General features: G+C 38.4%; 29 protein-coding genes, 1 pseudogene and 1 riboswitch. Of the genes and pseudogenes, 26 read left to right on the top strand and 4 right to left on the bottom strand.

All coding sequences use genetic code 11. The features are described from left to right. Positions 1–203 precede the first annotated feature (203 nt). The 20 genes and pseudogenes from FGG79_RS19115 (at position 204) to FGG79_RS19210 (ending at position 13,424) form a co-directional block, all read left to right on the top strand. Positions 204–467 (top strand): hypothetical protein, encoded by a 264-nt coding sequence (locus FGG79_RS19115; RefSeq protein WP_138781288.1) that lies wholly within the window; start codon positions 204–206, stop codon positions 465–467. Next, positions 464–1,711: an MFS transporter gene (locus FGG79_RS19120; protein WP_138781290.1), complete on the top strand. Its 1,248-nt coding sequence runs from the start codon at positions 464–466 to the stop codon at positions 1,709–1,711. Before FGG79_RS19115 ends, FGG79_RS19120 begins: the two co-directional genes overlap by 4 nt. 148 nt (positions 1,712–1,859) lie before the next feature. Then, positions 1,860–2,363, top strand: a complete 504-nt coding sequence (locus tag FGG79_RS19125) for an amino acid oxidase (RefSeq protein WP_138781292.1) — start codon at positions 1,860–1,862, stop codon at positions 2,361–2,363. Between the two features lie 193 nt (positions 2,364–2,556). Beyond that, complete coding sequence (locus FGG79_RS19130; protein WP_138781294.1) at positions 2,557–2,790, top strand: YczI family protein; 234 nt, start codon at positions 2,557–2,559, stop codon at positions 2,788–2,790. 176 nt (positions 2,791–2,966) lie between these two features. Next, positions 2,967–3,767 carry an alpha/beta fold hydrolase gene (locus FGG79_RS19135; RefSeq protein WP_138781296.1) on the top strand — a complete coding sequence of 267 codons (801 nt, stop codon included), beginning with the start codon at positions 2,967–2,969 and terminating at the stop codon, positions 3,765–3,767. Between the two features lie 180 nt (positions 3,768–3,947). Continuing rightward, complete coding sequence (locus FGG79_RS19140; protein WP_138781298.1) at positions 3,948–4,751, top strand: hypothetical protein; 804 nt, start codon at positions 3,948–3,950, stop codon at positions 4,749–4,751. Between the two features lie 146 nt (positions 4,752–4,897). After that, positions 4,898–5,437 carry a GNAT family N-acetyltransferase gene (locus tag FGG79_RS19145; protein WP_138781473.1) on the top strand — a complete coding sequence of 180 codons (540 nt, stop codon included), beginning with the start codon at positions 4,898–4,900 and terminating at the stop codon, positions 5,435–5,437. Positions 5,438–5,666: 229 nt separating this feature from the next. Next, positions 5,667–5,954, top strand: a complete 288-nt coding sequence (locus FGG79_RS19150) for a hypothetical protein (protein ID WP_138781300.1) — start codon at positions 5,667–5,669, stop codon at positions 5,952–5,954. Between the two features lie 169 nt (positions 5,955–6,123). Beyond that, a complete protein-coding gene (locus FGG79_RS19155; protein ID WP_138781302.1) occupies positions 6,124–6,651 on the top strand; it encodes a hypothetical protein in 528 nt (175 codons plus the stop codon). Between the two features lie 241 nt (positions 6,652–6,892). Further along, entirely contained in the window at positions 6,893–7,321 is a 429-nt protein-coding gene (locus tag FGG79_RS19160) for a nucleoside kinase (protein ID WP_138781304.1), read from the top strand. Positions 7,322–7,502: 181 nt separating this feature from the next. After that, complete coding sequence (locus tag FGG79_RS19165; RefSeq protein WP_138781306.1) at positions 7,503–7,940, top strand: VOC family protein; 438 nt, start codon at positions 7,503–7,505, stop codon at positions 7,938–7,940. 109 nt (positions 7,941–8,049) lie between these two features. After that, on the top strand, positions 8,050–8,949 hold the full coding sequence (locus FGG79_RS19170) for a hypothetical protein (RefSeq protein ID WP_171051007.1): 900 nt from the start codon (positions 8,050–8,052) through the stop codon (positions 8,947–8,949). 24 nt (positions 8,950–8,973) lie between these two features. Further along, on the top strand, positions 8,974–9,213 hold the full coding sequence (locus tag FGG79_RS19175; RefSeq protein WP_138781310.1) for a hypothetical protein: 240 nt from the start codon (positions 8,974–8,976) through the stop codon (positions 9,211–9,213). Then, positions 9,210–9,581: a VOC family protein gene (locus FGG79_RS19180; RefSeq protein WP_138781312.1), complete on the top strand. Its 372-nt coding sequence runs from the start codon at positions 9,210–9,212 to the stop codon at positions 9,579–9,581. The genes FGG79_RS19175 and FGG79_RS19180 overlap by 4 nt, the downstream gene beginning before the upstream one ends. A 146-nt stretch (positions 9,582–9,727) precedes the next feature. Beyond that, a pseudogene (locus FGG79_RS19185) lies at positions 9,728–9,823 on the top strand (PadR family transcriptional regulator); the annotation flags it as partial. A 26-nt stretch (positions 9,824–9,849) separates the two neighbouring features. Next, a complete protein-coding gene (locus FGG79_RS19190) occupies positions 9,850–10,383 on the top strand; it encodes an HAD-IIIA family hydrolase (RefSeq protein WP_138781314.1) in 534 nt (177 codons plus the stop codon). A 165-nt stretch (positions 10,384–10,548) separates the two neighbouring features. Further along, on the top strand, positions 10,549–11,040 hold the full coding sequence (locus FGG79_RS19195; RefSeq protein ID WP_138781317.1) for a hypothetical protein: 492 nt from the start codon (positions 10,549–10,551) through the stop codon (positions 11,038–11,040). Between the two features lie 495 nt (positions 11,041–11,535). Next, entirely contained in the window at positions 11,536–12,177 is a 642-nt protein-coding gene (locus FGG79_RS19200; RefSeq protein WP_240794336.1) for a serine hydrolase domain-containing protein, read from the top strand. 106 nt (positions 12,178–12,283) lie between these two features. Further along, a complete protein-coding gene (locus FGG79_RS19205; protein WP_138781319.1) occupies positions 12,284–12,919 on the top strand; it encodes a hypothetical protein in 636 nt (211 codons plus the stop codon). A gap of 157 nt (positions 12,920–13,076) precedes the next feature. Further along, positions 13,077–13,424: a VOC family protein gene (locus FGG79_RS19210; RefSeq protein ID WP_138781477.1), complete on the top strand. Its 348-nt coding sequence runs from the start codon at positions 13,077–13,079 to the stop codon at positions 13,422–13,424. A 411-nt stretch (positions 13,425–13,835) separates the two neighbouring features. On the opposite strand, the gene FGG79_RS19215 is transcribed toward FGG79_RS19210, so the two are convergent. After that, positions 13,836–14,021, bottom strand: a complete 186-nt coding sequence (locus FGG79_RS19215; protein WP_138781321.1) for a hypothetical protein — start codon at positions 14,019–14,021, stop codon at positions 13,836–13,838. A 131-nt stretch (positions 14,022–14,152) separates the two neighbouring features. After that, on the bottom strand, positions 14,153–14,815 hold the full coding sequence (locus FGG79_RS19220; protein ID WP_138781323.1) for a VC0807 family protein: 663 nt from the start codon (positions 14,813–14,815) through the stop codon (positions 14,153–14,155). Between the two features lie 260 nt (positions 14,816–15,075). Between FGG79_RS19220 and FGG79_RS19225 the strand changes: the two genes are divergently transcribed. Continuing rightward, a complete protein-coding gene (locus FGG79_RS19225; RefSeq protein ID WP_138781325.1) occupies positions 15,076–17,151 on the top strand; it encodes a hypothetical protein in 2,076 nt (691 codons plus the stop codon). A gap of 12 nt (positions 17,152–17,163) precedes the next feature. Continuing rightward, positions 17,164–19,134 carry a beta-propeller fold lactonase family protein gene (locus tag FGG79_RS19230; protein ID WP_138781328.1) on the top strand — a complete coding sequence of 657 codons (1,971 nt, stop codon included), beginning with the start codon at positions 17,164–17,166 and terminating at the stop codon, positions 19,132–19,134. Positions 19,135–19,401: 267 nt separating this feature from the next. Here FGG79_RS19230 and FGG79_RS19235 read toward each other — a convergent pair whose 3' ends face one another. Beyond that, entirely contained in the window at positions 19,402–19,875 is a 474-nt protein-coding gene (locus FGG79_RS19235; protein ID WP_138781330.1) for an acyl-CoA thioesterase, read from the bottom strand. Between the two features lie 151 nt (positions 19,876–20,026). Beyond that, positions 20,027–20,217: riboswitch (cobalamin riboswitch) on the bottom strand. A gap of 83 nt (positions 20,218–20,300) precedes the next feature. Between FGG79_RS19235 and FGG79_RS19240 the strand changes: the two genes are divergently transcribed. The 4 genes from FGG79_RS19240 to FGG79_RS19255 all read left to right on the top strand — a co-directional run bounded on the left by FGG79_RS19240 (position 20,301) and on the right by FGG79_RS19255 (position 23,599). Further along, on the top strand, positions 20,301–20,555 hold the full coding sequence (locus FGG79_RS19240; protein ID WP_138781332.1) for a zinc ribbon domain-containing protein: 255 nt from the start codon (positions 20,301–20,303) through the stop codon (positions 20,553–20,555). 24 nt (positions 20,556–20,579) lie between these two features. Next, on the top strand, positions 20,580–21,518 hold the full coding sequence (locus tag FGG79_RS19245) for an AraC family transcriptional regulator (RefSeq protein ID WP_138781334.1): 939 nt from the start codon (positions 20,580–20,582) through the stop codon (positions 21,516–21,518). 13 nt (positions 21,519–21,531) lie between these two features. Next, on the top strand, positions 21,532–21,900 hold the full coding sequence (locus tag FGG79_RS19250) for a DUF1761 domain-containing protein (RefSeq protein ID WP_138781336.1): 369 nt from the start codon (positions 21,532–21,534) through the stop codon (positions 21,898–21,900). Positions 21,901–22,084: 184 nt separating this feature from the next. Beyond that, complete coding sequence (locus FGG79_RS19255) at positions 22,085–23,599, top strand: flotillin family protein (protein ID WP_171051008.1); 1,515 nt, start codon at positions 22,085–22,087, stop codon at positions 23,597–23,599. Between the two features lie 161 nt (positions 23,600–23,760). Here the strand turns inward: FGG79_RS19255 and ade are convergent, their stop codons facing one another. Next, positions 23,761–25,503, bottom strand: a complete 1,743-nt coding sequence (gene ade, locus FGG79_RS19260; protein ID WP_138781338.1) for an adenine deaminase — start codon at positions 25,501–25,503, stop codon at positions 23,761–23,763. Positions 25,504–25,555: the final 52 nt, after the last annotated feature.

Here is a 25,555-nt window from a genome sequence, read left to right on the forward strand (position 1 = left end):
CACTTTTTCACTCCGTTGGCCTCCCTAGATGCTCCAATAATAGTAGTATACCGAAGGTCTAGTGAAGGTGATATAATGTGTTCATTTTTAATGAGCAAAAAGTGTTAACTTTAGTTTAGCGTTCACAGGAAGTCGCGAAGCAATTAGAAAAATCAGTTGGAAGTGTGCATTACCATATTCAATTATTGTATAAGGGAGGAATATTGGAACTAGTCAAAGAAAAGAAAAATGGGGGGATACTTGAAAAATATTATAAATCAAAAGCTACTCGATTTGTGATTCAAGAAGAAGATTCTAGTGCTGCTTCTTCTATTTCAACCAATCTCATGTTAAACCAAGAAGAAAGAGAACAATTCCTGCTAGAACTAGAACAATTAATCGTAAGGTGGGAAAGTCAATTAAAAAGCAGTGGAAATAAACAGGAATATAAAGTGTCATGTGCATTTGAAGTGGTTAAAGAGTCATGAAGGGATCATTAAGGGAATGGAAATTGTCTGGACTTCTATTGAGTGCTGTTGGTATATCCTTTATTGGTGATTTTATTTATCTTGTCGCTTTAAATTTGTTTATTTTTGCTAAAACCGATTCTGTAGCTGCTGTAGCTGGACTTTGGATCATTGGGCCTATTGCAGGTATTATTACTGGGTTTTGGGCAGGTAGCTTAGTAGATCGATTATACAAAAAATACATTATGATCATAACGGATATAATTAGAGGATGTCTTGTAGCCATCATCCCATTTTTGTCTGAGTTGTGGTCCATATATCTTTTATTATTTGTTATTAGCTTGTGTAGTTCTTTTTTTAAGCCTGCATCGTCTGCTTATACAGTACAACTTGTACCGAAAGATAAATTGTTACGATACAATTCAATAAGTTCAATTCTAATAACAGGATCATTAGTAGTCGGTCCTGCCATTGCAGGTGCATTAGTGCAAATTAGTTCATATCAAGCTGCAATTTGGTGTAATGCCTTATCCTTCTTCATTTCAGGGCTCATAATATTGTTTTTACCAAACTTACATTTAGAATCTGAATTCATTGAAAGAAAAATGAAATACTTTAGTATCATATTAAATGATTTGAGAATAGTATTTAACTTTCTAAAGAAAAACCTTTACTTCTTAGCAGTTTATATATTATTTCAATTCATTATGACCTTAGCGATAGCATTGGATTCACAGGAAGTTATTTTTACACAAAAAGTAATTGGCCTAACAGAAACCCAGTTTAGCTTGCTAATGAGCATAACAGGTATCGGCTATCTTGTAGGATCTCTAATTATGTCTGTATTTGCAAGCAAGATTACCATCTCATATTTGATTGGTCTTGGTTCTATCCTGTTTAGTGCAGGATATATTATCTATGCCTTTTCTACCACATTTTTTGTAGCAAGCTTAGGTTTTGTCATACTAGGTTTCTTCTCATCATTTGCTAATACTGGATTTCAAACATTTATTCAAAAGAGCATACCGTCACATCAAATGGCGCGGATTGGTACTACATTGAGTTTATTCCAGAGTTCGTTACTAATTGTATTGATATTATCTGCCGGTTTTTTAAGTGAAGCAGTTGGTGTCAAAAATCTTGTGATTGGTACTACACTGGTTATTGCCTTTATGGCCGGTTTCTTATGTTTATTAACGATAGTCTCATACACAAGACAAAAGCATAGTGTAACTCCTACTCAAATTGTTAAAGAAGAGATTTAAACTAGTTTAATAAGACAACAAGGTTTTGTCCCTAAAAAATATACCCTTGTTTTGGAAGGTTTTTCTTGAATGAGCTCCACGATTTTGAAATAATTGGTATTAAGTTAAGGGCAGGTTAGTGAAAGATTCAGCAAGGAGGGAATAGGGTTTGAGAAAGGTTATTTTATTTTTCAGTTTGTTATTATTTTTAGTTGCTTGTTCGAATGAAGAAGTGCAATACGAAGGAGCTCCATTAAATATTGCAGTAATTGGTGATATCCCAGAATTAAAAAATGAAAATATCCATTTTGAATTATTTTCATTAAAAGAGTTAAATGAGGATACATCAAATTTTCGTTCTAACTATAATGCAATTATGATAACACCATCAGTATTTGAGGAAGCATCAGATGATAAGTTTGTAAAGACATATAAAGGATTAGAAACCCCAATTATATTTTTTGATTCGAATAAAAGGCATTTTCCATTTGTAAGTGAAGGAGTTACTTATGAAACTGCTAATTTTGACTCTTTAGATAATGGCTCCCATACAACAATTTACATAAATGATGTAAATACGAACAAAGAGGATGCTTGGTTTTTTTATTTAGATGATAAAAATAACGTAGATGTACTATATAAAGATATTTTTAAAAAGATTGAGGAGTTATAGGAATAGAATGATTCCTTATATCGTAACAAGAGTTAATCAAAGTGTGGGAAAGGATTATTACTTCAATTAAAGGGGGCAATAGCTGAAGATCCGGCAGCTGACTCTTCAGCTATTTTTTCTTCATCTGTTAACGAGAAGGATAGTTGAACAATCAAGCAGTAATAAGTGATAACAAGAAAAAGGTGGTGATAAATTGTTAAAGATTTTGCACATTATTTTATCAATATCAGTTATTTCACTTGCAGGGTACGGATTGATTACTGGGAATTTTAAATTTCAACCATATATGATGTTGTTTTTAAGTTTAACAATGTTGGTAATGGGATTAAGGGAATTTCAAAAGGGACAAAAAGGTTACGGCTGGCTAAGTATAGTTGTATCTATATTTATCTTATTTGTATCAATCGAAAGTTTCTTATTGAAGTAAAGGGGGCAACAACTGAACAACAGCTGATTGATCTCCGGCTATTGATCAAAATCAACTAAGGATTTGGAGAATGTAAGTAGAAAACTAGACAATGAAGATTGAAAGATACACTTGGCGGCACCAGCATAATATAAATGATTTTTTATTTGATCGTGTAGAGATAGGAGAAGAGCATTATGAATTGTAAAGTTAGGATGGGGAGTATTCATTATGAAGATAGAGGTGAAGGTACCCCACTATTAATCCTTCATTCTATGGGAACAGATCACCGAGCTATGATGGCTTGGATAGAACCTGTCTTTAAAGATATTAATGGATATCGAAGAATTTACATAGATATTCCTGCACACGGACATAGTGATGTTGATGAAAAACTTAATTCAACAGATGATATTCTTATGAATATATTAGATTTTATAGATAGTGTATTTCCTGATGAGACCTTTTCTTTATTAGGTTTTTCTTTTGGTGGGTATTTAGCTCAAGGAATATTACATTTTAGACAAAAACAAGTAAGGAGTATATGCTTGCTAGCTAGCGCACTTCATCTAAAAGAGAGAAATTTACCTGACAAAGTAATCTTAGAAAAGGATGAAGGAATACTTAGTACATTGGATTCGGATATAAAAAGTACTTTTGAAACTCTATTTGTTTACCAAAATAAAGAAAACCTTGATTGTTTTCTTAGGGAAATCCAACCAGGGCGGTTGTTAGCTAACAGAGAGTTCTTAACATCAAATTGGAAAGAAAAGGGATACTTTTTTACAGAAGAACCGTTTCTAGGTGTTTCAGATTTGAAGCAACCAGCATTAATTATTCTTGGTAAACAAGATAGTATTTGCGGGTATGAAGATTATGATTTTCTCTTCAACAAGTTTCCTAATTCAACTTTTGTTATTTTAGATAAAGCAGGACATATGCTCACTATTGAAAAACGCGACATTGTACAACAACTAATTAGAGATTGGTTAGTATAAGCGAATTCATTCTTGTCCGGTATAGGGGGCAATAGCTGAAGATCCGGCAGCTGACTCTTCAGCTATTTTTTCTTCATCCGTTAAAGAGCAGGATAGTTGAACAAGCCTAGAGTGAGTAAAATAAATAAAAATTACGTTTTAGAATTTCAAATATACTCTGGAAATGAAGGTGAATAAATGGTGCTGTCTGAAGAGACAGTTCATTCATTTAATTTAAATGGTGAAATTGTCCCTCTATTGGGTGGACAGAATACATCGGTAAGAGTGAATGACGCTGTATTAAAACCAGTAGAAGAAGTTCTGCATTATGAGTGGTTGTTAACTATTATTGAAAGGTTTAATCCTCAAGGTTATAGGCTATCGAAGCCTGTTAGAAGCAATAAAGGTACATTTGTGAGTGGAGGTTGGATTTGTACTCAGTTTGAATGCGGTGAGGAAGAAAACGGTCGTATCAAAGAGAAACTTCAGGTAGCAAGATTATTTCACCATGACTTATCTAATATCAACGTCAAAGACATGGTACAAGTTGATAATCGCTGGGCTAAGGCTCATCGAATAGCATGGCAAACGGAAGAGATATCGAAAGAGCTACCTAATAAAACAAGAAAAATAATCAATGATTTGCTTCTAAAAGTAAGCTTAAACGAACATTATAAAGTACAAATTGTTCATGCGGATTTATCAGGAAACATTCTTTTTGAGGAAGTTTTGCCACCTTTAGTCATTGATTTCTCTCCAACTGTAGCACCAGTTGAATATGCAGAAGCTATATTAGTATGTGATTGTATTGCTTGGCAAGGGAGTAAAGTTTCTGAGATAGATGTTCTTTCTAATAATGAATTTTATAAAGAAATGATTATTAGAGCTGTAGTGTTCCGATTAGCTGTTGAAGCTATTTTCTCGGGAAACAATGTGAATAGATTTATTGAACAGTATAGTTTATTTAAACCAATTATTGATTATATAGAATTGTGTACTTATTGAACTAATGGGGCAATAACCGAAGATCAGCTAGTTGATTCGGCTATTGCCCCTCTTCAATTATTGGGCAGGTTTACAGAGGAATAATAATGCCAAGTAAATCTAGACATGAATCTTTGGAGGAGATTAGTTTGCTAAAAGAATTTGAAATGTTGTCGAAATTAGAGACTAAGCACTTAACACTTCGAAAAATAAATAGACAAGATATTGAGGATATTTTTTATTATGGTTCCAATCCTAATGTCTCTAAAAGAGTAAGCTGGGAGACACATAAATCAAAAGAAGATACTGAGCGATTTATTGATGCAGTACTTGAAGGTTATAGTCAAAATAATAAAGCTCTTTGGGGTATGGAGTTGAAGTCTACTGGAAAGATTATCGGAACGATTGATTTTGTAACTATTAATCATAAACACAATAATGCGGAGCTTGGATATGTACTGTCTGAGGACTACTGGGGTAATGGGCTCACCACAGAAGCTACACAAAAAATAGTTGAAGTTGGTTTTACAGAACTAGGATTGGTCCGTATCCAAGCCAGATGTTTTGTTGAAAACATAGGCTCTCAAAGAGTAATGGAGAAAGTTGGTATGTCTTTTGAAGGATTAATTAGAAAAGGAATGTTCGCTAAAGGAGAGTACCAAGACTTAAAGCTCTATTCAATCTTTGCAGAAGAGTTCCAAGGATAATTATATTTACTAATTAAGAGGGGACAGTCCATAGGGGGCAATCATTTAGAAATAACTGAACATCACCTAATTGATCAACGGCTATTTCCCTTCTTCAATTGGGAAGTTGGTCTGTTTCGAAACATTAAGTGAGCAGCTAACGTCTAAATAATATATACCACTGGACTAAAAATCTAGAGTGTAACTTTAATCAGGTTTTTAATAGCAAGGTCAAGGGAAAGGGGATAACATGTTTAAAACATTATCAAGCAAACTTGCAGCTATAATTTTATTGGTTTTTGTAATCGAGTTTATTTTCTTTGTGGTATCTATATTTTCTAATAATGGTTTTGGAGCAATTGTGAATTTTCTTCGATTTGCCCCGATAACCGCAATTTTAGGTTTGATATTTGGTTTGTTAGGGACTAAAAGAGAAACTGGCATAGGTAAAACAATATCAATAATTACCTTAATTATCAGTATTATTTTTGCGGTTTTTTTCTTGTTCTTTTTGTTTGGTTATACATTTGGAGGTTAAGGGAAGCCTCTTCAATGATTGGATAGGTTAACGGAAAAATGAAAGCCTTTTCAGAAAAGGTGTCGTGAATTGTGAAGGGAAAGGTAGAACGATTAGCGTAAATACATATTGACCAATAATCAGATAATTAATGCCGGCTTTCAAAATTTGAATATTTTAGGAGGACGGGATGAAGAAAAAGATTATATACTTTTTATTACTTGTTTTATCAATTTTAACGGCATGTAGTGATGATCAAAATGAAATAAAGAATAGTCCTCTATATGAAGGGAAAGAATTGACAATTGGTGTCGTGGGAGAGGCTCCGAATGTTCGCGAGAAAAATATAATATTTAAAAACATCATATTAGAGGATTTAAACCAAGAGAATCTTTCTGAAGAATATTGTGCAATATTTATTATGAAAAATCATTTATCTGAGGCAGCTAAAGCCCCTTTTGCAAAAATTTACAAGGAATCGGGTATCCCATTTTTCTTTATTGAATCGAAAAAATCCTTTGTACCTTTCGTAGATGAAGAAACCGACTATGAAGAATTTCCTGCTACAAAATCAGGAGATTATGCTACTGGATACTACCAATCTGGTGAGGATGGTACATATTGGGGATATGGTCTTTATAATAATACAGTCAACGAAACGAACATTTTAGATGTTTACTCTAGGATTTTTAAAACAATCGATTCCAAAAGTTTATAAAGGTAAAGGAAATAATATTATCGCTGGGGCTCCCAAAGTTTTTCATTAAAAATAACTTGAAAGGCTTATTCAAAAGGGAAAATGATAACATTATGGTGAGATGTGCTTGAATTTGTGATACCACAGCTGGAGGACTTATTGAACAATGTCTTTTAAATAAAAAGGTGGGTTTAGCAATGGGCGTTAGAAATCATTTGATTGAAGGGGTTCCTGCACAGGCAAAACAACTGTCTGTAATGAATTGCAGCGGCGCGGTTATCAAGCGATTCATGGTGACCGTGAATTGGCCTATCAAGGCGATTCGGAAACGGGTGAAAAGACCGATACTGCCTCGCACGAGAACCACATATGGGACGTGGATAAGGTAAAAGAGTTGGTCGATAACAAGAATGAGCCAGTAACATTTTTCTGCGGTGGGTCTCGAAACTTCTCGAAATTTATCGATCTATTTGATGGTGTGTTTGTTCTCGAGGTTGATAGTGAAACATTAAGCCGACGACTGGACGAGCGACCGGAAAATGAATTTGGAGGGAAGAAGTCGGAACGGGAGCTAATTGCTCGTTTGCATCATACGAAAGAAGACATTCCTCAAAATGGAACGATCATTGATGCAACTGCACCGATTGAGCACGTAGTCGATGCGATCGTCCGTCAAATCGAAGAAGAATAGCTTAAGAAATGCGCAACAATGGATGGCAACCTACTGAATGGGGGCAACTGTTCAGCATTAGCGGCTAGTGCCATTCAGCAATAATCAGGGCAGTTTGTAGAAGATAAGCCTATTCAGTTATAAGCAAGTTTCAACAACCAATTACAGGTATTGAAACTGCCAGGAATATAGGAGGTAAAGGATGAAAATCAATAGAATGGATCATGTAAGTATAAACGTAAATGATCTTTCAAAGGCTAAAGAATTTTTTATTGATTTAGGACTTGAAGTGAAAGCGGAATGGGAGATGGATGGAGAATTGTTGGACAGGGTCGTTGGCCTTAAAGATGTAAAAACGTCATGTGTAGGGATGGGCATGCCGGACGGTCAGACATGGATAGAGCTCGTCAATTATCGTACACCGGCAGATGATAAAGGTATTCAGAAAACGTTTCCCAACACATTGGGTATCCGACATATTTGCTTTGCTGTTGAAGATCTTGAAACCATGGTTGCCCATTTGAAAATGAAGGGTACGGAGATCTTTAATGAGATACAGCAGTATGAAGAAAGTTATAAATTATGCTCCGTTCGTGGTCCGGAGGGGATTATTTTAGAGCTGGCGGAGGAAATCAGATAAATATGGATGGATTTTTTAATTTCAATAAACGAGAGGCATTAACTGAAGTTAGCTTTTTTACTTTAGGATCGTGCCCATACATTACTCCAGACTTTATAGGTGATTTAAATTGAAAAGAAATATCCAACCAACACCAGATACTATGAAAGAATGGATAAAAACGTATATACCAGATAAAGATCTCTTTTTCCTCCCAGAGACCAACCTTGCTAGTTTTAAAGAATACGTAAGGAATGCCTTGGTCATTCCTCACGAAGAATTCATGAATCATTCATCTTATAAACAGGTACAACTTGCAAATAGCTATGAGTATTGGAATCTATCAAAGGAAGTTGCCTATGTACTTGTGACACCTCCAGGCTGGGTGGATCATCTACCAGCTGAAAAGAAAAACGAACTCTTTCATATTCAAGTGGCAGTGGGTCGGGGATTGATCCATCCAGTCTCTGACTTCTCTGTAGACACATCATCCCTCAGTGGAAATATGATAGAAGTGAAGGGTGAGGAGTATCTAGTCCTTCATAAAGCGATGTGGGAAGACCTCTCTTATAGTTGTAAGGAAGACCTCATGAAAGATATTGCCCAACAATGGGAGGATTGGACTTGCTATGATTATCCAATCAAAACACCACCACACTTAATAACGTTTGCAAACACCTTTCCATCCAGAGCAGGAAGTAATTGTTTATCGGCCACCCTGTTCGCCATTACCCAACAGGAATGGATCGTACATGAATGGGTCCATCCTCAAACGTTTCTTCAACGATTAGAACTTGAACATTATCGCGTCATCTCATCTCAGGGTTTGAGAGCAGGCGATGTGGTTACTTGGGAAAATTCAGACGGGATCATTCTACACGCATCTTTTTGCATAGACGATCACTTCTTCTTTAACAAACGCGGACAAACCTTTTTTAATGCTTGGAGTATTGTGCATCTTGATGATCTAAAAGAAGATTGGGGCCGATATAGTATGAAGATCTTTCGGAAGGCAGTTTCGATTAAGTAAAGAATTCATAGGGAGGAGCTACCAATGAATACATTCAAAGAACTGACCTCAAGTTTTATACTAATCATCAGCTGGTTTCTATTTGCCATAAGTGCTTATCTCCTTTATTGGACGATTATTATGCCTGAATATGCCATCATTCCAATTCTGATTATTATAGCTATTGGTTTATTGTGTTTTTACAGTTCAAGAAAATTGGATGGTAGAAAAAAGCTAATAAATAAATTTCGCGAATTTGAGATTGAAAGGGAGAGAAGCATATGAATAAATCATTCATTGAACAGGTCCATTACATTAGAATTCCTGTGAAAGATCTAGCACGTTCAGCCAAATGGTACACAGATGTGTTAGGGCTTCAGTTAGTAAATCAGAATGAGGAACTTGCGGCTATCAAAGTAAATGAAGGACCTTTCTTACTGATCCTCATCCCAACGGAAGATGTAACCTTTTCCCATTTTACAGTTAATCAAGAACAAGAATTTGGCATAGGGTTTACAAGTTCTGATCTTGAAAATTTTCATCAACACTTAATGGCTTATCAAGTTAAGGTTGAAGAGATAAAAGAAGATAACGGTCATGCCTTTTTCCACTTTTATGATCCAGATGGTAATAAGCTGCAAGCCCACTGGTAATATGGCATTCAGAAAGCCGATTTCCGAACGTAACGGAAATCGGCTTTTTTAATTGAATTTTAGAAATACTATTGGCTATTCAGTTAAACTGTAATAAATTGTTATTAAGCTAAACTATATAGTTGAACTGTATAAAGGGTGAGAGTATGAAACATAAATTATTACCGTTGTCTGAAACCATGCATTATATTTTATTAGCTCTGCGTGAGCCGCTCCATGGCTACGCCGTCATGCAGAAGATTTCGTTATAAGGGGGAATACCAAACAAATGAATATTGAAGCAGTTTTCGTTGACCGTGATGGAACGATTGGGGGTACTGGACACTTTATTCACCCGAAAGATTTCTCACTATATTCGTTCAGTAGAGCTGCATTACAAATTTTAAAGGATCATAATATTAAATCTTTTGCCTGTACGAATCAACATAGAATTAGTAGAGGAGAAGCTACTCTCGTTGATTTTTATAAGGAATTTCAATCATTTGAATTTGATGATGCATTTATTTGTCCTCATCGTTCAGATGATGATTGCCATTGTCATAAGCCAAAACCAGGAATGCTTTTGGAAGCATCACAAAAATATAAGTTAGATTTAACAAAAACTGTATTTATCGGTGACGTTGGTTCAACTGAAATGTTGGCAGCTCATTCTGTTGGAGCCATGAAGGTTTTAGTGCTTACAGGATGGGGATATGGTTCTCTAAATCAATACAGGGACAACTGGGCAGAGATTGAACCGGATTATGTTGCTGAAAACCTTTTAGATGCTGTTAAATGGTTCATAGGTAAAAGTAAAGAATAATATGTAAATGCACAACAAACGGGGCAATAAGGGTAGAATAACTAATTGATTCTGAAAACCCTTCATTGGGGAGGTTAATGGAGAAGAAATTTTACGTGTTTATATTTCAGAAAATAAAACTTTTTTGTTTCTTTTTACCATATAACTAAATGAGGGGAGGATAATATGGAAAAGAAAATTTTCATCCTAGTACTTATATTCATTCTGGTGGCCTGTTCCAATCATAGTGCATATGAATTACCAATCACAAAGTATCCTCAATCATTCCAAGAAGAAGTAAGCAAGTTGCCAGAAGATATTCGAGATAAGATGAAGGTGCCAACAAAGTTCCCTTTCAATGTTGCATTTTTTAGGTTCTCCATTACCCCTGTTTATGCTTCGGTGGAGTACGAACCTGTGGATGGTGAATTGAGTGATAAGGTGAATCTTATCTTTACTACATATTATAATGATAAAATTGATTCACCAAAGAGTTATGAATCTATCGAGTTAAGTAATGGGGAAAAAGCAATTTTGAAAAAAGATGAGGAAGAATTAAAAGTATTAGAGTGGGCTGACGATGGAGATGTTCAACAATTGGCAGTAATGTTTAGGGAGACTAAAGTGACTAATGAAGAACTTAAAATGATGGCTGATTCATTAATCACAGTAAAATAAACTTGTTCATTTAAAGAGGGCTGGAACACAAGCAGGAGGTGTTTATAAATTGAGTTTCAAAATGTTCTTTTTATATCTCTTGTCCTTTATTGGGTTCTCATTAATTGATTTCTAGAAAAAGATAATTTGTAATGAAATTGCTGATGATTGGGAACACAATCCAACAGGTGGAGGAAGAGAAAAAGGACTTACCTTTCAATTCTTTTGGGTATCATCTGATGAAGAAGTTGAACTAATAAGAGGTCACGCAGACTATTTAACGTCAATTTTCAATTAATAAGAAATTATGTAGCTCTTATTCCATATAAGGGGACAATAGCTGAAGATCAGCTAATTGATCACAGGCTATTGTCCATATTCAATTATAGGGGCAGTCTAACTGAAAAAATACTGGATTAATAAGGCATAACCTAAAACAGGGTTACGCCTCTTTTTGTTGAATAGTTAGTTAAGTAGCTCATTTTAGAGACGATAAAAAATAAGTGGGTGGAAATTTTGAATGGATTGTCCAATAAGCAGGCCTTTAAAAATATAACTAAATATACTGAAGAAATGAAAGAGAAGATGCACGCGTCTGGGGCAGGGTTAGTCATTATGAAGGAAAACAAAATCGTATACGAGTGGTATTCTGGTACCCATCATTTTGAAATGGGAGCTAGGAACATAGATCGTTCCTCACAATTTAACGTATATTCAACTAGGGTTACATATGTAGGTTTGGCAGCTGCAATAGCTGTGTTTGAAGGATGCTTAAATCTTGAGGATAAAATCAGTGACTATTTTAATGAATTGGATAAAGAAGTTTTAGGTGAGACGACGGTTAGACATCTGATTACCAGGTGTACTGGTTTAAAGATTAAGAATGAACAGGTTCAAAGGGTATTTGATTTAGGAACCAACATTGAAGGGAAACGTCCTGACTTATTAGCTAAAATCGTCAAGCAAGCTACCGGAAAAACAGTTAATCAAATACTTGGGGCTTCTGGTTGTGCTTGTCTTGTCATTCCTCAATTTAATGTTGTTGCTGTAAGGATGTATAACAGTTTATACACATATGAGAATAAAAATTTTGATTACATACAGGATATACAAACGTTTGGAAACTTGGTTGTAAAGGAAATTAAATTACAACAATAACGGAAGAACATCCATTGACCTCATGTTACTGCAGTTACAAGCTTATTCAACAATCGGTTAATGGAATAAGAGTTTCATGCACTACTATTATAAAGGATGTGTAACTATGTCAGTTGTAGGTATTCTAGGAATGACTCATGATGAAGAAATGCAAAAAAAGTATAATTTTCCGTTGTCCCTATTGAAAGAATTAATAGTAGAATTTAAGCCTGATGTAATTTGTGGAGAAGTTCATCCATTAAGCTGGGAGCTCTACTTAAATAAAGGTGAATCATTTGGCATTCTAGGAGAGACACAAATTGAGTATCCTAATCTGATATTCCCCTTATGTCATGAAAAGGATATTAAGTTTGTTCCAGTGAATTGGTTTGAAGAAGATGTATTTAAAGAGGGTCCTTTTGATATGTATGATGCAGATACAAAGAGTAAGTTAGAGAAAGAGTTAGAGAGTTGGAATGATAAAAAACTATCGGCATGGAATGAAGGGAATATCCCTTTTAACTCATTCAAATACGATGCAATTACAAATGAAATGTATAACTGGTTACATTCAGTTAATCCCAACGTTCAAAATATTATATGGAATGCCCGACACTATATTATGGCTGCACGGGTTAAAAATGCTTCTAAGAAGTACCCAAATAAAAGAATTCTTTGCATTCACGGAGCTGACCATAATTACTGGTATTATCAAGCGCTAAAAGCGGAGGAAGGTATTGAGTTGGTATATCCATTGAAATAAAACTACTCAACAACCGGAGGCTATAACTGAAGATCGGTTTGCGGTTCTTTATTCAGTTATGGCGTTATTGATATGGTAAAAGAAGGAGTTTGTTTTGTTTTCTTGAATATATAATTTAACCAAAATTATTTAGGGGAAAAGGAGCGATCTTATTATGTTGATAAAAGGTTTCGGTGGAATATTTTGGAGGACTAAAAATCTAGATGAGATAAAAAAATGGTACAGTGATGTGCTGAAGATTGAGATAGAAAATTGGAATGGGACGATTATTAAATCTCATCCGGAAAATGATACAATTTTGTCTTTCTTTTCAGAAGATGACACCTACTTCCCAACTGAACAGCAAGTAATGTTAAATTTTCAGGTTTATAATCTAAACGAGATGATTGAACATCTTGAACAAATGGGTGTATCTCTTGCAAAGGAAAAAGAGGTTGGTGAATTTGGTAAGTTTATTTGGATTAAAGATCCGGAAGGTAGATTGATTGAGTTATGGGAGAAATAAAGGATTGTAGTTATTTTATTTTCCCTGTTAATGGCAGTTAAACAAAGTGAAAACTGTTTTTTAGTTAGGGTATAATGGTTTCTAAGATTGCTCAATCAAAAGCGGATTTGGATAAAGAAGAGTATCAAGAATTAACATCGGGGTTGATACCTCTAACGGAGTAAATGTAAAAGAGTTACCACCTGAATCACAAAGTGAATTCCTCGCAGTGAGAGAATACCTTGAGTATGTAAATAACAAACAAATCAACTTCGAAGAATAAATATCAATAAAGCCGTGTCCGAAAAGTGATTTTTTAAACATTTCTCTAATAAAATTGAAAGCCAAAAATGCTGATAAATCAACATTCTTGGCTTTTTAATTTGTGCTCATTTAGCAGGAAAACGGACGATTTAGACAGCCCCTACACGCTTACTTACCAAGTATGGCCATGATGCCTTTAAAGATAAGGAAGAGAGAGAATATAAGAATTGCTAAAATGCCGATGATGTCTGTGACCGGGGAAACGCTTTCTAAGAACGTTCCAGCTAATGGAAGCTTCAATAAGGCGAAACCGGAAAGAATACCCGCAAGTAATAAAAGAATAAAACGATCCATTTTGTCATTCCTCCTCTCAAGGTATTATATGTATGAAGGGAGGAGAAGATGATGCTCAAGGAAAAAAATAACTGTCGGCTGAAACGAAGCTCCTTGGATCAGAGTCTATCAGGCTATGAGATTTTGAAGGACTAAACCATCTTTCTCAGATCCCCATCCATTTCTTCCTGGACTTCCTTCACCATTTGTGGAGAATCCTTGATGATCTTCCCTATATAAATGAAACCAGCCACTGTGATCCCAGTCATGATCCAGCTGAACGCCTGACGTAGAAGGATTCCTTTATCAAAGGCTTCAACCCCGTATTCTAAAATCAGCCATGTTTTGAAGATGGCAAAAATCCCACTTCTTAAAGCGAAACAGAGGGTGATCAATTGAAAGACGCGATAAACGGGCTTCTTATAATAGAGGCGCTTACTGAATGTGCGGTCGTACCCTTGAAGCTCGGCGAAATCGAGTCCAAAGTAAAGGGGAATGGGTTTTCTGATGATCATGGTGAATAAGAAAAACAAGCTTAGTGCAGCGGCATAATAGACATTATTCCAAAGGAGCTGTAAGGACGAACCGGCGAGTACATCAATCAAGGTACCGATAATCAAAGTGAGCAAAATAAACAGGCCAAAGGTATTCACTTTTTTCATTTCAATAAAGCGGTAGATGGTATAAATGATTCCTGGAACAGAAGAAAGGAGCATAGCATAATAATCCCCGGTATAATCCCTCATCACATTCCACATCAAGAGTGGGAGTGCTACATAAATCATTAGATCCAATAGGACAATATTTTTCTTCAATACAATCAGCCTTCCCTGTTATCTTGTTACTATGGATACGAATGGAAGAGGTTGAGGTTTCAAAAAGATGTTTTTTTTATCCAGAAATGTTATTTGTGATAAAGTATCTGCTGTCTGTCAACGAAGATTTAACATTCTCGTAAACTATTTGTCTTCTTATTAAACTTCTTATTGAGATACCTTCTCAATTACACTATACTAGTAAATAGTAATGAGAATCATTCTCGGATGGTTCCGATTGTTGAGAGGGGTTACATAGAATGAATAGACCATGGAAAGTACTTTCTGCATCTGTACTTGCTTCATCACTGATGCTTGCAGGTTGTTTTAATGACAAAGAAGAAGGCACAAAAAAAGATGAACATAAAGCAGAAGAAACAAGCAAGGGAGCAAGCAAAGTTAGTGTATCTGATTATTCCTTTGATACAGCTGGAAATATGTTTGCTTATGCAGAGTTTGAGTTATCAGGTGAGCCGCTTGCAGAAAGCCTGGGCCTGGATTTAGATATATTGGATATTAATACAATCGATGAGCCAACACCGTTTGATTATACTGCAGGTGTTGAATCGTATGAATACTCTGAGGAAGCCATGTATGAAGTAGTCGAAAAATCGGGACTGGGCTTACACTTGATAAATGGTCCTGCTGTTGAGACTCTTCAAAATGGAAAAACAACCGATGAAAAATTAGGAAACCGTTTTTACGAGTTGGCCGATGCTGTCGGATATCCCCAAGATGAAATATTCAGGAACATGTATCCGACATTTATTGAATACTCTGCCGGAGATCCCCACTATAAGAACAAAGTAGATACAAGTGAGTACGCATCAAATGATGATGGCAGCTATGTACCTATGTATCAAGTAAACTTCGAATCACTCCGGTGGGACCGTGATAAAATGGAGAAGACCCTTGTGCCTTCAGCATATGGAGGAACGTTCCTCAAGCAGGCACTTTGGGCCGGCGACTTCATGGGCGGCTTCCATACGGTTGATGGGGACGAAGAGCTTGCAGGTGAAACGTCAAAGGATGACGATGATCAAAATGTTGCAATCGGAGTCAGCTCAGCAGATGGCTTCCAGGGAGCGGTACTGACAGAAGAAATATGGAATAAAGTGAATTATATTTCGAATGAACTGTTTGTTGACGGCTCGACTGGGGAATTGACGGCTGCCGGATTAGGAAGTCAATATGATCCTGAAAAAGGATTTGTGTACTTACCACATAGTGTGGAAGTGGCAGAAGACGGTAAGCAGGCACCAAAGGCAAAGTCGTTAGCTGTCAAAGATTCAAACAGTGTTCTTCAAGATCAGTGGATGATGCTTTGGCCAAGTTCAGAATTCTTCGGAATGACCGATCAAAGAGAAAGCAATCCAAACAAGACACCTTCATTCCAGGCTTTATTTGACGGTGCCCCGTATCCATCAGCACCTAAAGAAAATACAGATGATTCATCGGCTAACGATGTGAACGGAACAGATCCATTCACTGCCAATCAAAATGTGATGCTACATGTGTTCAAAAATATAGATTCCATGCATTTCAATAATGATAAAGGCATTTTTGTCACAGAAAATGATGGACAACAACAAGGAACATATATGGACACGTTCCAGGCAGGATACACGATGGAATCCATGAGAATTTTCCAACGTGCCATAGATGGTCTGCCTGTTGGATATGCATCAGGGGAGTCTGCTGAAGGATTGAAGACAGCAGAAGGAAAACGTGCATTGGAAATGATCCGTAAGCAGGCAGACTTCATGATTGACAACCTAATAATGGATTCAGGCCTTGTAGCCAAAGGCTTTGATATGGAAAATGGTGCCGACAATGAAATTACATTAGATGCTCAATTAGGTGCAATCAGAGGATTGACCGCGGCTTACTTAGCAACCGATGATGAGAAGTATCGGGAAGCAGCCCGTACAATCTATGACGCCATGGATTCACAACTATGGGACAAAGATGTGAAAGCCTATGAGACAGCTAAAGGGAAAATGGACTACACTCCATATACAGCAGGCGCACTTTCTGCAACGTACCGTGTTGCTCTGCAAAACTTAAGCAATAAAGAGTCTGATACTGAAACCCCTGAAAGTTTGGAAATAGACACGATTACATCACGATACAGTGATTTCTATGATACGGTCATTGATGGTCCGTCCCTAGAAGAAGGAATGCAGGCGAGTGAATTCTGGGATACTGGGGACTATTATGACAGCAAGGACTCATCTGGAAATACAGATGGAGACAATGTTCCACAAATTCAAGCTGGGCATGGTGAAAATGGTATCGCACCTGTTTTACTTCCTGTCACAGTCGAAAAACGATAAAGAAGGGATCCTATGAAAAAGATGATAGGATATGCGGCGGCGTTTCTCATAGTAGGAACGCTTGTTGCATGTTCCATTCAAACCACAACCAACGATAACCCGAGCTTTGATTCTATCCGAAAAGAAGCTGTGAATAGCGATAATATCATTCAGAATAAAGAAGGTACTGAGCTTTATGTAGCGAATCTCGATGCAAATACAGTATCCATTGTGAATCAGTCGACACAGAAGGTGAAAAAGGAAATTCCTGTGGGGAAAGAGCCTGTACAAGTGGCGCTATCACCAGATGAAGATCGGCTTTATGTGTCGTGCCGGTATGAAAACCAAATTGATGTAATCTCCCTAAAAGAAGGGAATGTAATCGATTCCTTTGAAGTGGGGTCCGAACCCTTTGGACTGACGACGAGTCAGGACGGGAAGACGTTGTATGTATCCAATTATCGGGAGAGCACGGTTATGCTCGTTGACGTAGAGAACGGGGAAGTGACAGATACGATTCCCGTGCATGATCGACCAAGAACGATGGCTCTTACAGCTGACGGAAAGAAATTATACGTTCCTCATTATTTATCCGGTGAAATCTCTATTTTGGATACAGAAAAAAAGAAGGTTATTAAAACAATTAAATTAGCAAATTCCCCTGATACTTCTGATCGAAAGAAGAGTCAGGGAATCCCGAATACCCTCGAACAATTTGTGATTGCTCCTGATGGGAAAACGGCTTGGGTCCCTCATTTGGTGACAAATGTAGACACGGCCATTCAATTTGAGGAAACAATATTTCCAGCCATTTCAGTCGTAGATCTTGAAAAAGATGAAGAATTAGTGGAGCAGAGAAAAGAACTTTTTGATGAAATCAATGTGCTTGATTCTAAAAATGAAACGATGATCGTATCGAATCCTTATGATGTGGCGTTCCAAAAGGATGGATCAAAAGGATACGTGGTGATGTCAGGAAGTGAGGATCTAGTCATCTTTGATCTGAAACGTGGTGGGAATGCTACTCAAATCTTACGAAGAATCGAAGGCGACAATCCTCGTGGAATCTTATTAGGCAAAGGTGGAGAAACTCTTTATGTCCATAACGCCATGAGCCATGATATTGCGACCATCGATTCAGGGGGTGCCTCCACTCACTCAAGGGCGAAAAAATTGCACGACAATATTTCCTTGATCAAAAAAGATCCACTCGATCCTGACGTGCGCAAAGGAAAGACGATTTTCTACAGCGCCAACAGTGACGAGTTTGAAGCGGATATCACAGGGAACAATTGGATGAGCTGTGCGTCTTGTCATAGTGATGGAGAAATCGATGGCTTGACACTTATGACCGGGAAGGGGCAACGGAATGTTCCTACGAACACCCGAACCTCTGAGACTGGTCTCTTTCTATGGGATGGAAGCAGAGATGACTTTACGGATTACCTGTTAACGGTCCAAGGGGAAATGGGCGGAATGATGAAGTATGAACCAGGTGAAAAACTGCCTGACGATGTGGAAAAGATGTATGATGACCTATTTGCCTTTTTGAAGGAGCCTAGTTCTTTCCCTGTACCTGAAAGTCCTTATAAGAAAGACGGGGAATTAACAAGTTCAGCGAAGGATGGGAAAGTTCTATTTGAAGGAAAAGCTTCCTGTATAACGTGTCATAGCGGCAGTCAGTTTACCGATAGTGTAAAGGCGGTCGATGCTAATGGGGATCTTACGACAGACATAACCAATTACCTTCATGATATTGGTACGGCAAACCAATACGATGTCTCTTCAAAAGGGGACGATCGAGCGAAGTTTACAAATCCCCGGGATGGCTTGAGCTTTGATACGCCAAGTCTCGTAGGTGTTTGGGCGACCGCTCCTTATTTCCATGATGGAAGTGCTGAAACGATTGAAGATTCAATTGACCGGCACCAATATGATGATAAAGCAGAGCTCAGTAAAATCGAAATGTCTAAGATTGCCGATTACGTCCGTTCACTTGATTAATGTCAGATATTGATTTGTAGCAAAGCCTGAGGATTCCTCAGGCTTTGCTGTAGGATTCTTTAGAAGCTGAGCAGACTGCCTTTTTGAAGGCTTCAATGACTATATCGGCGAAATTAGAAATTTAACGGCGATATCCAGGATATATCGGCGGAATTTCAAATTTAACGGCGAAATCCAGGATTTAACGGCGAACTCTCAATTTTATCGGCGAACACCCCTTTTTCCCCACTCTCAGACTGAGAGTGGGGAATTTTTGTGTCTGGATTGTTAAAGAATGAGTGCCCGATTCTGCCTATGTTCTTTCCGAAGCGGGGCGGTTTTGAACAGTCTTGTTTCTTCTTCCGATTGTGGAATGACTTTTGGAACCGGCTTCGGTTTTCCTTTATCATCAACGGCTACCATCGTCAGAAATGATTCGGTCGTTAAGGTTTTGACACTCGTCAGCAGGTTCGTTGAGTACACCTTCACATAGACTTCCATGGATGTTCTTCCTGTAGAAGTGACATATGCTTCAAGGCTCAAAGCATCTCCGACCGTGGCAGAAGATAAAAAGTCGACGGAATCGATTGATGCTGTCACAACGACAGAGCTTGAATGCTTCATGGCGGATAGTGCGGCGATTTCATCGATATAGGATAGTATCTTCCCACCAAAGATGGTTTGCATATGATTGGTATCCGGCGGCAGTACCAATTTAGTTTGGACGGTTCGTGAACGTTCTACTGAATAGGCTTGTTCCATTTCCTCATCTCCTGATTGTTTAATAGAAATAAAAAAAGCATCTTCCTTGAAAAAAGAAGATGCGGCTATTCCAAGGAAGTGTCCAGAATCGTGTGATTTCCCGATTGACGTTCCACTAGCGCAACACCCTCCTATCTCCCGTAGGAACTACTGTGTTCTTCTCAAATTGGCAGGTCTCCTGGCTCAGCTTCATCGATCTCATATTCCTTCCCATTCCTTTATGAAACAGTGGATCCATATGAAATCTCAGCCTTACAGTGGCGGGACCGCGCTGGATTTTCACCAACTTCCCTTTTAAGAAAATGATATTCAATCATTTTCACCAATGAGTAAGTATTAAATTGTGAACGCTCTTATTTTATCATAGAAGTTCAGATCGGAATCAACCATTATGGTAAAATGAAGAAAAAATGGAGGCAGCTGATATGAAACAATATAAAAAATGTCAGAGTTGTGGGATGCCCTTAAAGAAAACGGAAGTTCGTGGAACGGAAGCCAACCTTGAAACTAGTACGATGTATTGTAAGCATTGTTATCGAGAAGGCGAGTTCACACAAAAAGACCTGTCGGTGGATGAAATGAAAGGGTTCGTCAAAGGGAAATGCATTGAAATGGGAGTTCCGTCTTTTCTATCAGGTATGTTTGTGAAGAATATCCACAAACTTGAAAGATGGAAGTAAAAGCCTCGGGGAGTGTGGAATTGAATGACGCATAGTGATCAACATAGACAAATCAACAGAGTAGTCCACTACATAGACCATCATCTTGATGAGGATCTTTCATTAAATCGGTTAGCGAGTGTCTCTACCTATTCACCGTACCATTTTCAACGGTTGTTTAAAGGGATTATCGGAGAAACGCCGGCAGGATATGTGAAAAGAATCCGTTTGGAGCAAGCTGCTCATATGCTGATTTATGAACCGCAGATTCCCGTAACGGAAATTGCTTTGAGATGTGGTTTTTCCTCCTTATCTTATTTTACCTATTCATTTAATGCTTATTTCAAAGCCAGTCCAAAAAACTGGAGGGAAGGAGCTTATTTAGAACGGTTCCCCCGTGAATATCTAAATAGCAAGAAATCTAAATCTTTCAGCACAAAAGCGAAAGAATTCCATCAGGATAAATCCTATAATGAGTTTACATGGCTTGATTTATCAAAAGTGAGAACTGCCTATTTTCCAGAGTGTCAGACCGTCAATCGGTATCATCGGGGTTCCTATATTGAAGGTATCCCGGAAAAGTGGCAAGACCTTTACCGTTTTGGGAATGCAAGAAATCTAATTGAGGAAAGCCCTTTAATAGTAGGAGTGCCTAAGAGCAATCCTTATATTACACCTCCTGAAAAGAACAGGTATGATTGTCGCGTAGCAGTCAATCATGTTGACTGCGTAGAAGAAGGAGAAGACCTTATTCATTTCCGCGGTGGTAAGCATGTAGTATATGAATTCGATGAACCAGTCAATTACCGGGAAAGAGGTAAGTTAATCGAGTGCTATTCAGAGCTTTATAGCTACTGGCTGCCACAAAGTGGTTACAGATACCTTGGTAACCCGGTTGAACTCATAGACTTTGACATCCTACAAGGAACACTCGAAATTAAATGCAGTATTAAAGGGATCGCTTTAGCCATCGAACCGAATTAATGGAGGAATAGGGATGACATTAGATGTGAATTTGCCAGCACTAGTAGCTGGAGCGGTGTTGTATATGGTGTACGGGGGAATATATTATTCGATTTTACTTGGGAAGAAAGATCAGGACAACGTGGGACCGGTTAAATATGTAGTGGCGGTGTTGGTAGCATTCATCAGCTCGCTCTTGGTAGGCATTCTCGTTCAAACGACCGGAGTAAGTGGTATAGCAGGAGGGGCATTGATTGGTGGAATCATTGGAATTCTCATATCCCTTGTTTACTTGAAAAATGCTTTATTTGGATTACTGTCAAAACGTATGTTTCTTATCGCGATAGGTGATCATCTCGTCATATTCACCCTGCTTGGGGCCATATACGGATTGTTCCGATAGATTGTATGTCTGAACCTTTTACAGGTTCGGGCTTTTTTTTATATATAAATTTAGGAGATTCGCCTAATATATTGAAACTTTTTCGTTATCTGTTCCGTATATACTGGTGTAGCTAGCACTTTTATTTAAGAATTAAATCAGTTTCGATTCTGATTTAAACAAATTGTTGAGAGGGGTTGTCAGAATGCTAGGATCATTAAGTGTGATTGGGTTTTTCGTTTTCATGATTCCTGTACTGGTCATTGCGGCTATTGTTGGAATCGCATATTATTTCTGGATGAGGTTCCGCTATCGAACGGCACGGTCCAATCAGGCATTGATTATTACCGGACCAAAACTCGGGGATCCTGAAAAGGAATCGAATATTTTCACTGACCAGGAAGGCCGTTCCATGAAGATCATCCGTGGTGGAGGGTACAGATTAAGACGTTTCCAAACTTCAACTCCTGTGAATCTTACCTCCTTCCAATTAAAATTATCTACACCAAGAGTTTATACAAATGGTGGGGTACCGATCGTCGCCCAAGCAGTGGCCATGGTAAAGGTTGCCGATACCTTGAACGGGATTGCTAACTACGCCGAGCAGTTCCTTGGTAAAGATCAAAAAGAAATTGAAGATGAAATCATAGAGGTGCTCGGAAGTAATCTGCGCGCGATTTTATCAAAAATGACTGTTGAAGACATTAACAGTAATCGTGAAAAATTCAATGCCGATGTGTCAGAAATTGCCCAAAAACAGCTTGATTTAATGGGCTTTAAAATCACGTCACTTGGACTGACAGACATAAGGGATGCCGACGAAGAGAATGGATACTTAGAAAATCTTGGTCGTCCACGTATCGCAGAGGTTCGCAAACAAGCTGAAATTGCGGAAGCGAACACAGAACGAGAAACCCGTATTCACCGAGCGCAAACCGATCAGGAAGCGAAGGAAGAAGAATACAAACGGCAAATCACAATTGCAGAGTCGAAAAAAGAAAAGGACATCAAAGACGCTGCATTTAAAGAAGAAACAGAACGTGCCAGAGCAAAATCAGAACAATCCTACGAGCTGGAAAGAGCCAAACTTGCCAAGGAAGTAAAAGAAGAAGAATTAACCCTTCAATTCCTTGAGCGTGAGCGAGCCGTTAAGCTCGAAGCGGAAGAATCCAAGGTCCGTAAAACGAAAGCAGATTCAGATTACTACGAAACGACCCGTAAAGCAGAAGCCGAAGCCAGAAAATCTGAAATCGACGGAGAAGCAAAAGCGAAGATACGCAGAGAAGAAGGTTCAGCAGAAGCCGATGTAATCCGTGAACGTGGTAAAGCGGAAGCCGAATCACGCAAGCTCCTTGCAGAAGCGATGGAAAAGCATGGCGATGTCATTATCACAGAGAAACTCATCGAAATGCTGCCAGTCTTCGCAGAGAAGATTGCTCAGCCGCTTAACAACATTGATTCGGTCAAGATCATCGATTCCGGGAATGGGCAAGGAGTGCCTTCCTTTGGAAAAAGTATCACCAGAACGATGCTTGATATGCAAGAACCATTACGTGAAATGACAGGCATCGATGTAGGAGAATTACTGAAATCGTATGCCGGCAGAGCTCACGAAAGACCTTATCAGCCAACAATCTCCGAGTCAGCAGACAAGGAAGTCGCGGTCACAAATGAAAACCAAGACAAAGAGCTGAATGAAGCAGGTCAGGGTAGTAAATAAGGGGAAAGAAAAGAGGTGCCTTAGTGTAGAGGCATCTCTTTTTGTTGTGTTACACATTTTGCTTTAACTGCTGAATAATCGGGGAGTTTCATCGGGAGAAAAGAGCAAGTATTTCAGCTGTTAAAATACAGGAGCAATTCACCTGTCAACCACGCCAATCATCACTCCTCTACCCCAACCTCAATATGACGGGCTTCCTTCACATCAAATAAGCCTATATCGGTCAGCTTAAGTTCCGGAATGACAGGCAAGGTCAGAAAGGAGAGTGTTAAAAATGGATTGAAGTCCCCGGAGAATCCCAATTTGGTGAATGCGTCATTCAACAGATGAAGTCCCGCAGCCACTTCTTTATATCCCCCATCAGACATTAAGCCTGCAATCGGTAAAGGAAGGGAGGCAATGACCTTACCACTCTTCACCATCACTAGACCACCGTTCATTTCATTTAGCACATGGATGGCTTTTAGAATATCTCCGTCATTTGTGCCGGTAGCCACGATGTTATGGGAGTCGTGTCCAATGGTGGTGGCTATGGCTCCTTTTTTCAGCCCGAACCCTTTTACGATACCAAGGCCAATGTTACCTGTGAGTTTATGTCGTTCAACGACCACCATTTTAAGATGATCATTAGCGGAAGGAGTGAAAGATCCATTTTCCACTTGTACCGTTTCAATTCGTTTGTTCGTTCTGAGTTGGTTTGGAATGATTTCAATGATATGAGCTTTTTGGTTGTTTCCAATTGGAATTTGTAAATCTCTCTCAGTGATGTCCGGAATGTGCACGGTTGAGGTTAGAGCTGGTTTTGGAACATGTTTGTCTCTCTCACCCCCGATAAATTGACCATGGATGGCAACTGGTTTCCCTGCTTTGTACACTTCGGATATTGCGATTGTATCAAGGTCATCAAGGAGAATGAAATCAGCATCGTATCCGGGTGCGATGGCTCCTTTTTGATGTAAACCGTAGCATTCAGCTGCATTCAGGGATGCCATGGAAATCGCCAATATTGGATCGAGACCTTCTCGGATCGCTAAGCGGATATTGTGATCGATACTGCCTTCTTCGATTAAATCATCCAGATGCTTATCATCTGTACAGAAAAGACAACGGCGGGCATTTCTTTCGTTTACGACGCCGATGAGTGACCTCAAATCCTTTGCAACAGATCCCTCCCGAATCAATAGGTACATCCCCCGCTGCAAGCGTTCCAATGCTCCCGAAACGGTGGTGCACTCATGGTCGGTTCGAATTCCAGCCGCTTTATACACATTGATGGCAGACGCATCTAATCCTGCTAAATGCCCGTCCATGTGGGGAGTGAATGGGGTGGTGGCGATGATTTTATCCACAATCGAATCTGCCCCTTTTTGGAGGGAAGGATAGTCCATAACTTCCGCAAGCCCAAGGACTCGTTTATGTTGATAGAAAGGTTGCAACGAATGGGCGGTTAATGTAGCCCCTGAATTTTCAAAAGGAGTTGCAGGAACACAGGAGGGGAGCATAGTGAACACATCTAATGGAATGTTCTCAGAATCGTCCAGCATAAACTGAATTCCCTCTTCTCCCGCCACGTTTCCAATTTCATGAGGATCCGTGATGACCGTCGTGACTCCATGGGGAAGTACGACTTTGGCGAATTCCGAAGGTGGTACCATAGAGGATTCAATATGGACGTGGGCATCAATGAAGGACGGACTTATATATTTTCCTTTCCCATCCACCACATGTTTCCCTTCATATTCACCGATTCCAACGAACACTCCACCTGAAATAGCTACATCGCCTTCGATGATTGAGAGGTTGAAGACATCGATAATTTTTGCGTTTTTAATGACCAGGTCTGCGGGGATGCTTCTATTTGCAGCTGCAATTCGTTGTTTTAGTGTTTCTTTCTGTGTACTCATGAGATCCTCTCCTTATCGAATAAAAAAACCCCGGGATGCACCCAGGGTTTGA

Origin of the sequence: Bacillus sp. BHET2 (assembly GCF_005938125.1) — a bacterium.
In the GTDB taxonomy this organism is placed as follows: Bacteria; Bacillota; Bacilli; order Bacillales; family Bacillaceae_B; genus Rossellomorea.

Coding starts and splice junctions, on each gene's coding strand:
- FGG79_RS19120 (WP_138781290.1), top strand. CDS start 464: ATGAAGGGATCATTAAGGGAATGGAAATTGTCTGGACTTCTATTGAGT.
- FGG79_RS19135 (WP_138781296.1), top strand. CDS start 2,967: ATGAATTGTAAAGTTAGGATGGGGAGTATTCATTATGAAGATAGAGGT.
- FGG79_RS19145 (WP_138781473.1), top strand. CDS start 4,898: ATGTTGTCGAAATTAGAGACTAAGCACTTAACACTTCGAAAAATAAAT.
- FGG79_RS19150 (WP_138781300.1), top strand. CDS start 5,667: ATGTTTAAAACATTATCAAGCAAACTTGCAGCTATAATTTTATTGGTT.
- FGG79_RS19155 (WP_138781302.1), top strand. CDS start 6,124: ATGAAGAAAAAGATTATATACTTTTTATTACTTGTTTTATCAATTTTA.
- FGG79_RS19165 (WP_138781306.1), top strand. CDS start 7,503: ATGAAAATCAATAGAATGGATCATGTAAGTATAAACGTAAATGATCTT.
- FGG79_RS19175 (WP_138781310.1), top strand. CDS start 8,974: ATGAATACATTCAAAGAACTGACCTCAAGTTTTATACTAATCATCAGC.
- FGG79_RS19180 (WP_138781312.1), top strand. CDS start 9,210: ATGAATAAATCATTCATTGAACAGGTCCATTACATTAGAATTCCTGTG.
- FGG79_RS19190 (WP_138781314.1), top strand. CDS start 9,850: ATGAATATTGAAGCAGTTTTCGTTGACCGTGATGGAACGATTGGGGGT.
- FGG79_RS19195 (WP_138781317.1), top strand. CDS start 10,549: ATGGAAAAGAAAATTTTCATCCTAGTACTTATATTCATTCTGGTGGCC.
- FGG79_RS19205 (WP_138781319.1), top strand. CDS start 12,284: ATGTCAGTTGTAGGTATTCTAGGAATGACTCATGATGAAGAAATGCAA.
- FGG79_RS19215 (WP_138781321.1), bottom strand. CDS start 14,021: ATGGATCGTTTTATTCTTTTATTACTTGCGGGTATTCTTTCCGGTTTC.
- FGG79_RS19225 (WP_138781325.1), top strand. CDS start 15,076: ATGAATAGACCATGGAAAGTACTTTCTGCATCTGTACTTGCTTCATCA.
- FGG79_RS19230 (WP_138781328.1), top strand. CDS start 17,164: ATGAAAAAGATGATAGGATATGCGGCGGCGTTTCTCATAGTAGGAACG.
- FGG79_RS19235 (WP_138781330.1), bottom strand. CDS start 19,875: ATGGAACAAGCCTATTCAGTAGAACGTTCACGAACCGTCCAAACTAAA.
- FGG79_RS19240 (WP_138781332.1), top strand. CDS start 20,301: ATGAAACAATATAAAAAATGTCAGAGTTGTGGGATGCCCTTAAAGAAA.
- FGG79_RS19245 (WP_138781334.1), top strand. CDS start 20,580: ATGACGCATAGTGATCAACATAGACAAATCAACAGAGTAGTCCACTAC.
- FGG79_RS19250 (WP_138781336.1), top strand. CDS start 21,532: ATGACATTAGATGTGAATTTGCCAGCACTAGTAGCTGGAGCGGTGTTG.
- FGG79_RS19255 (WP_171051008.1), top strand. CDS start 22,085: ATGCTAGGATCATTAAGTGTGATTGGGTTTTTCGTTTTCATGATTCCT.
- ade (WP_138781338.1), bottom strand. CDS start 25,503: ATGAGTACACAGAAAGAAACACTAAAACAACGAATTGCAGCTGCAAAT.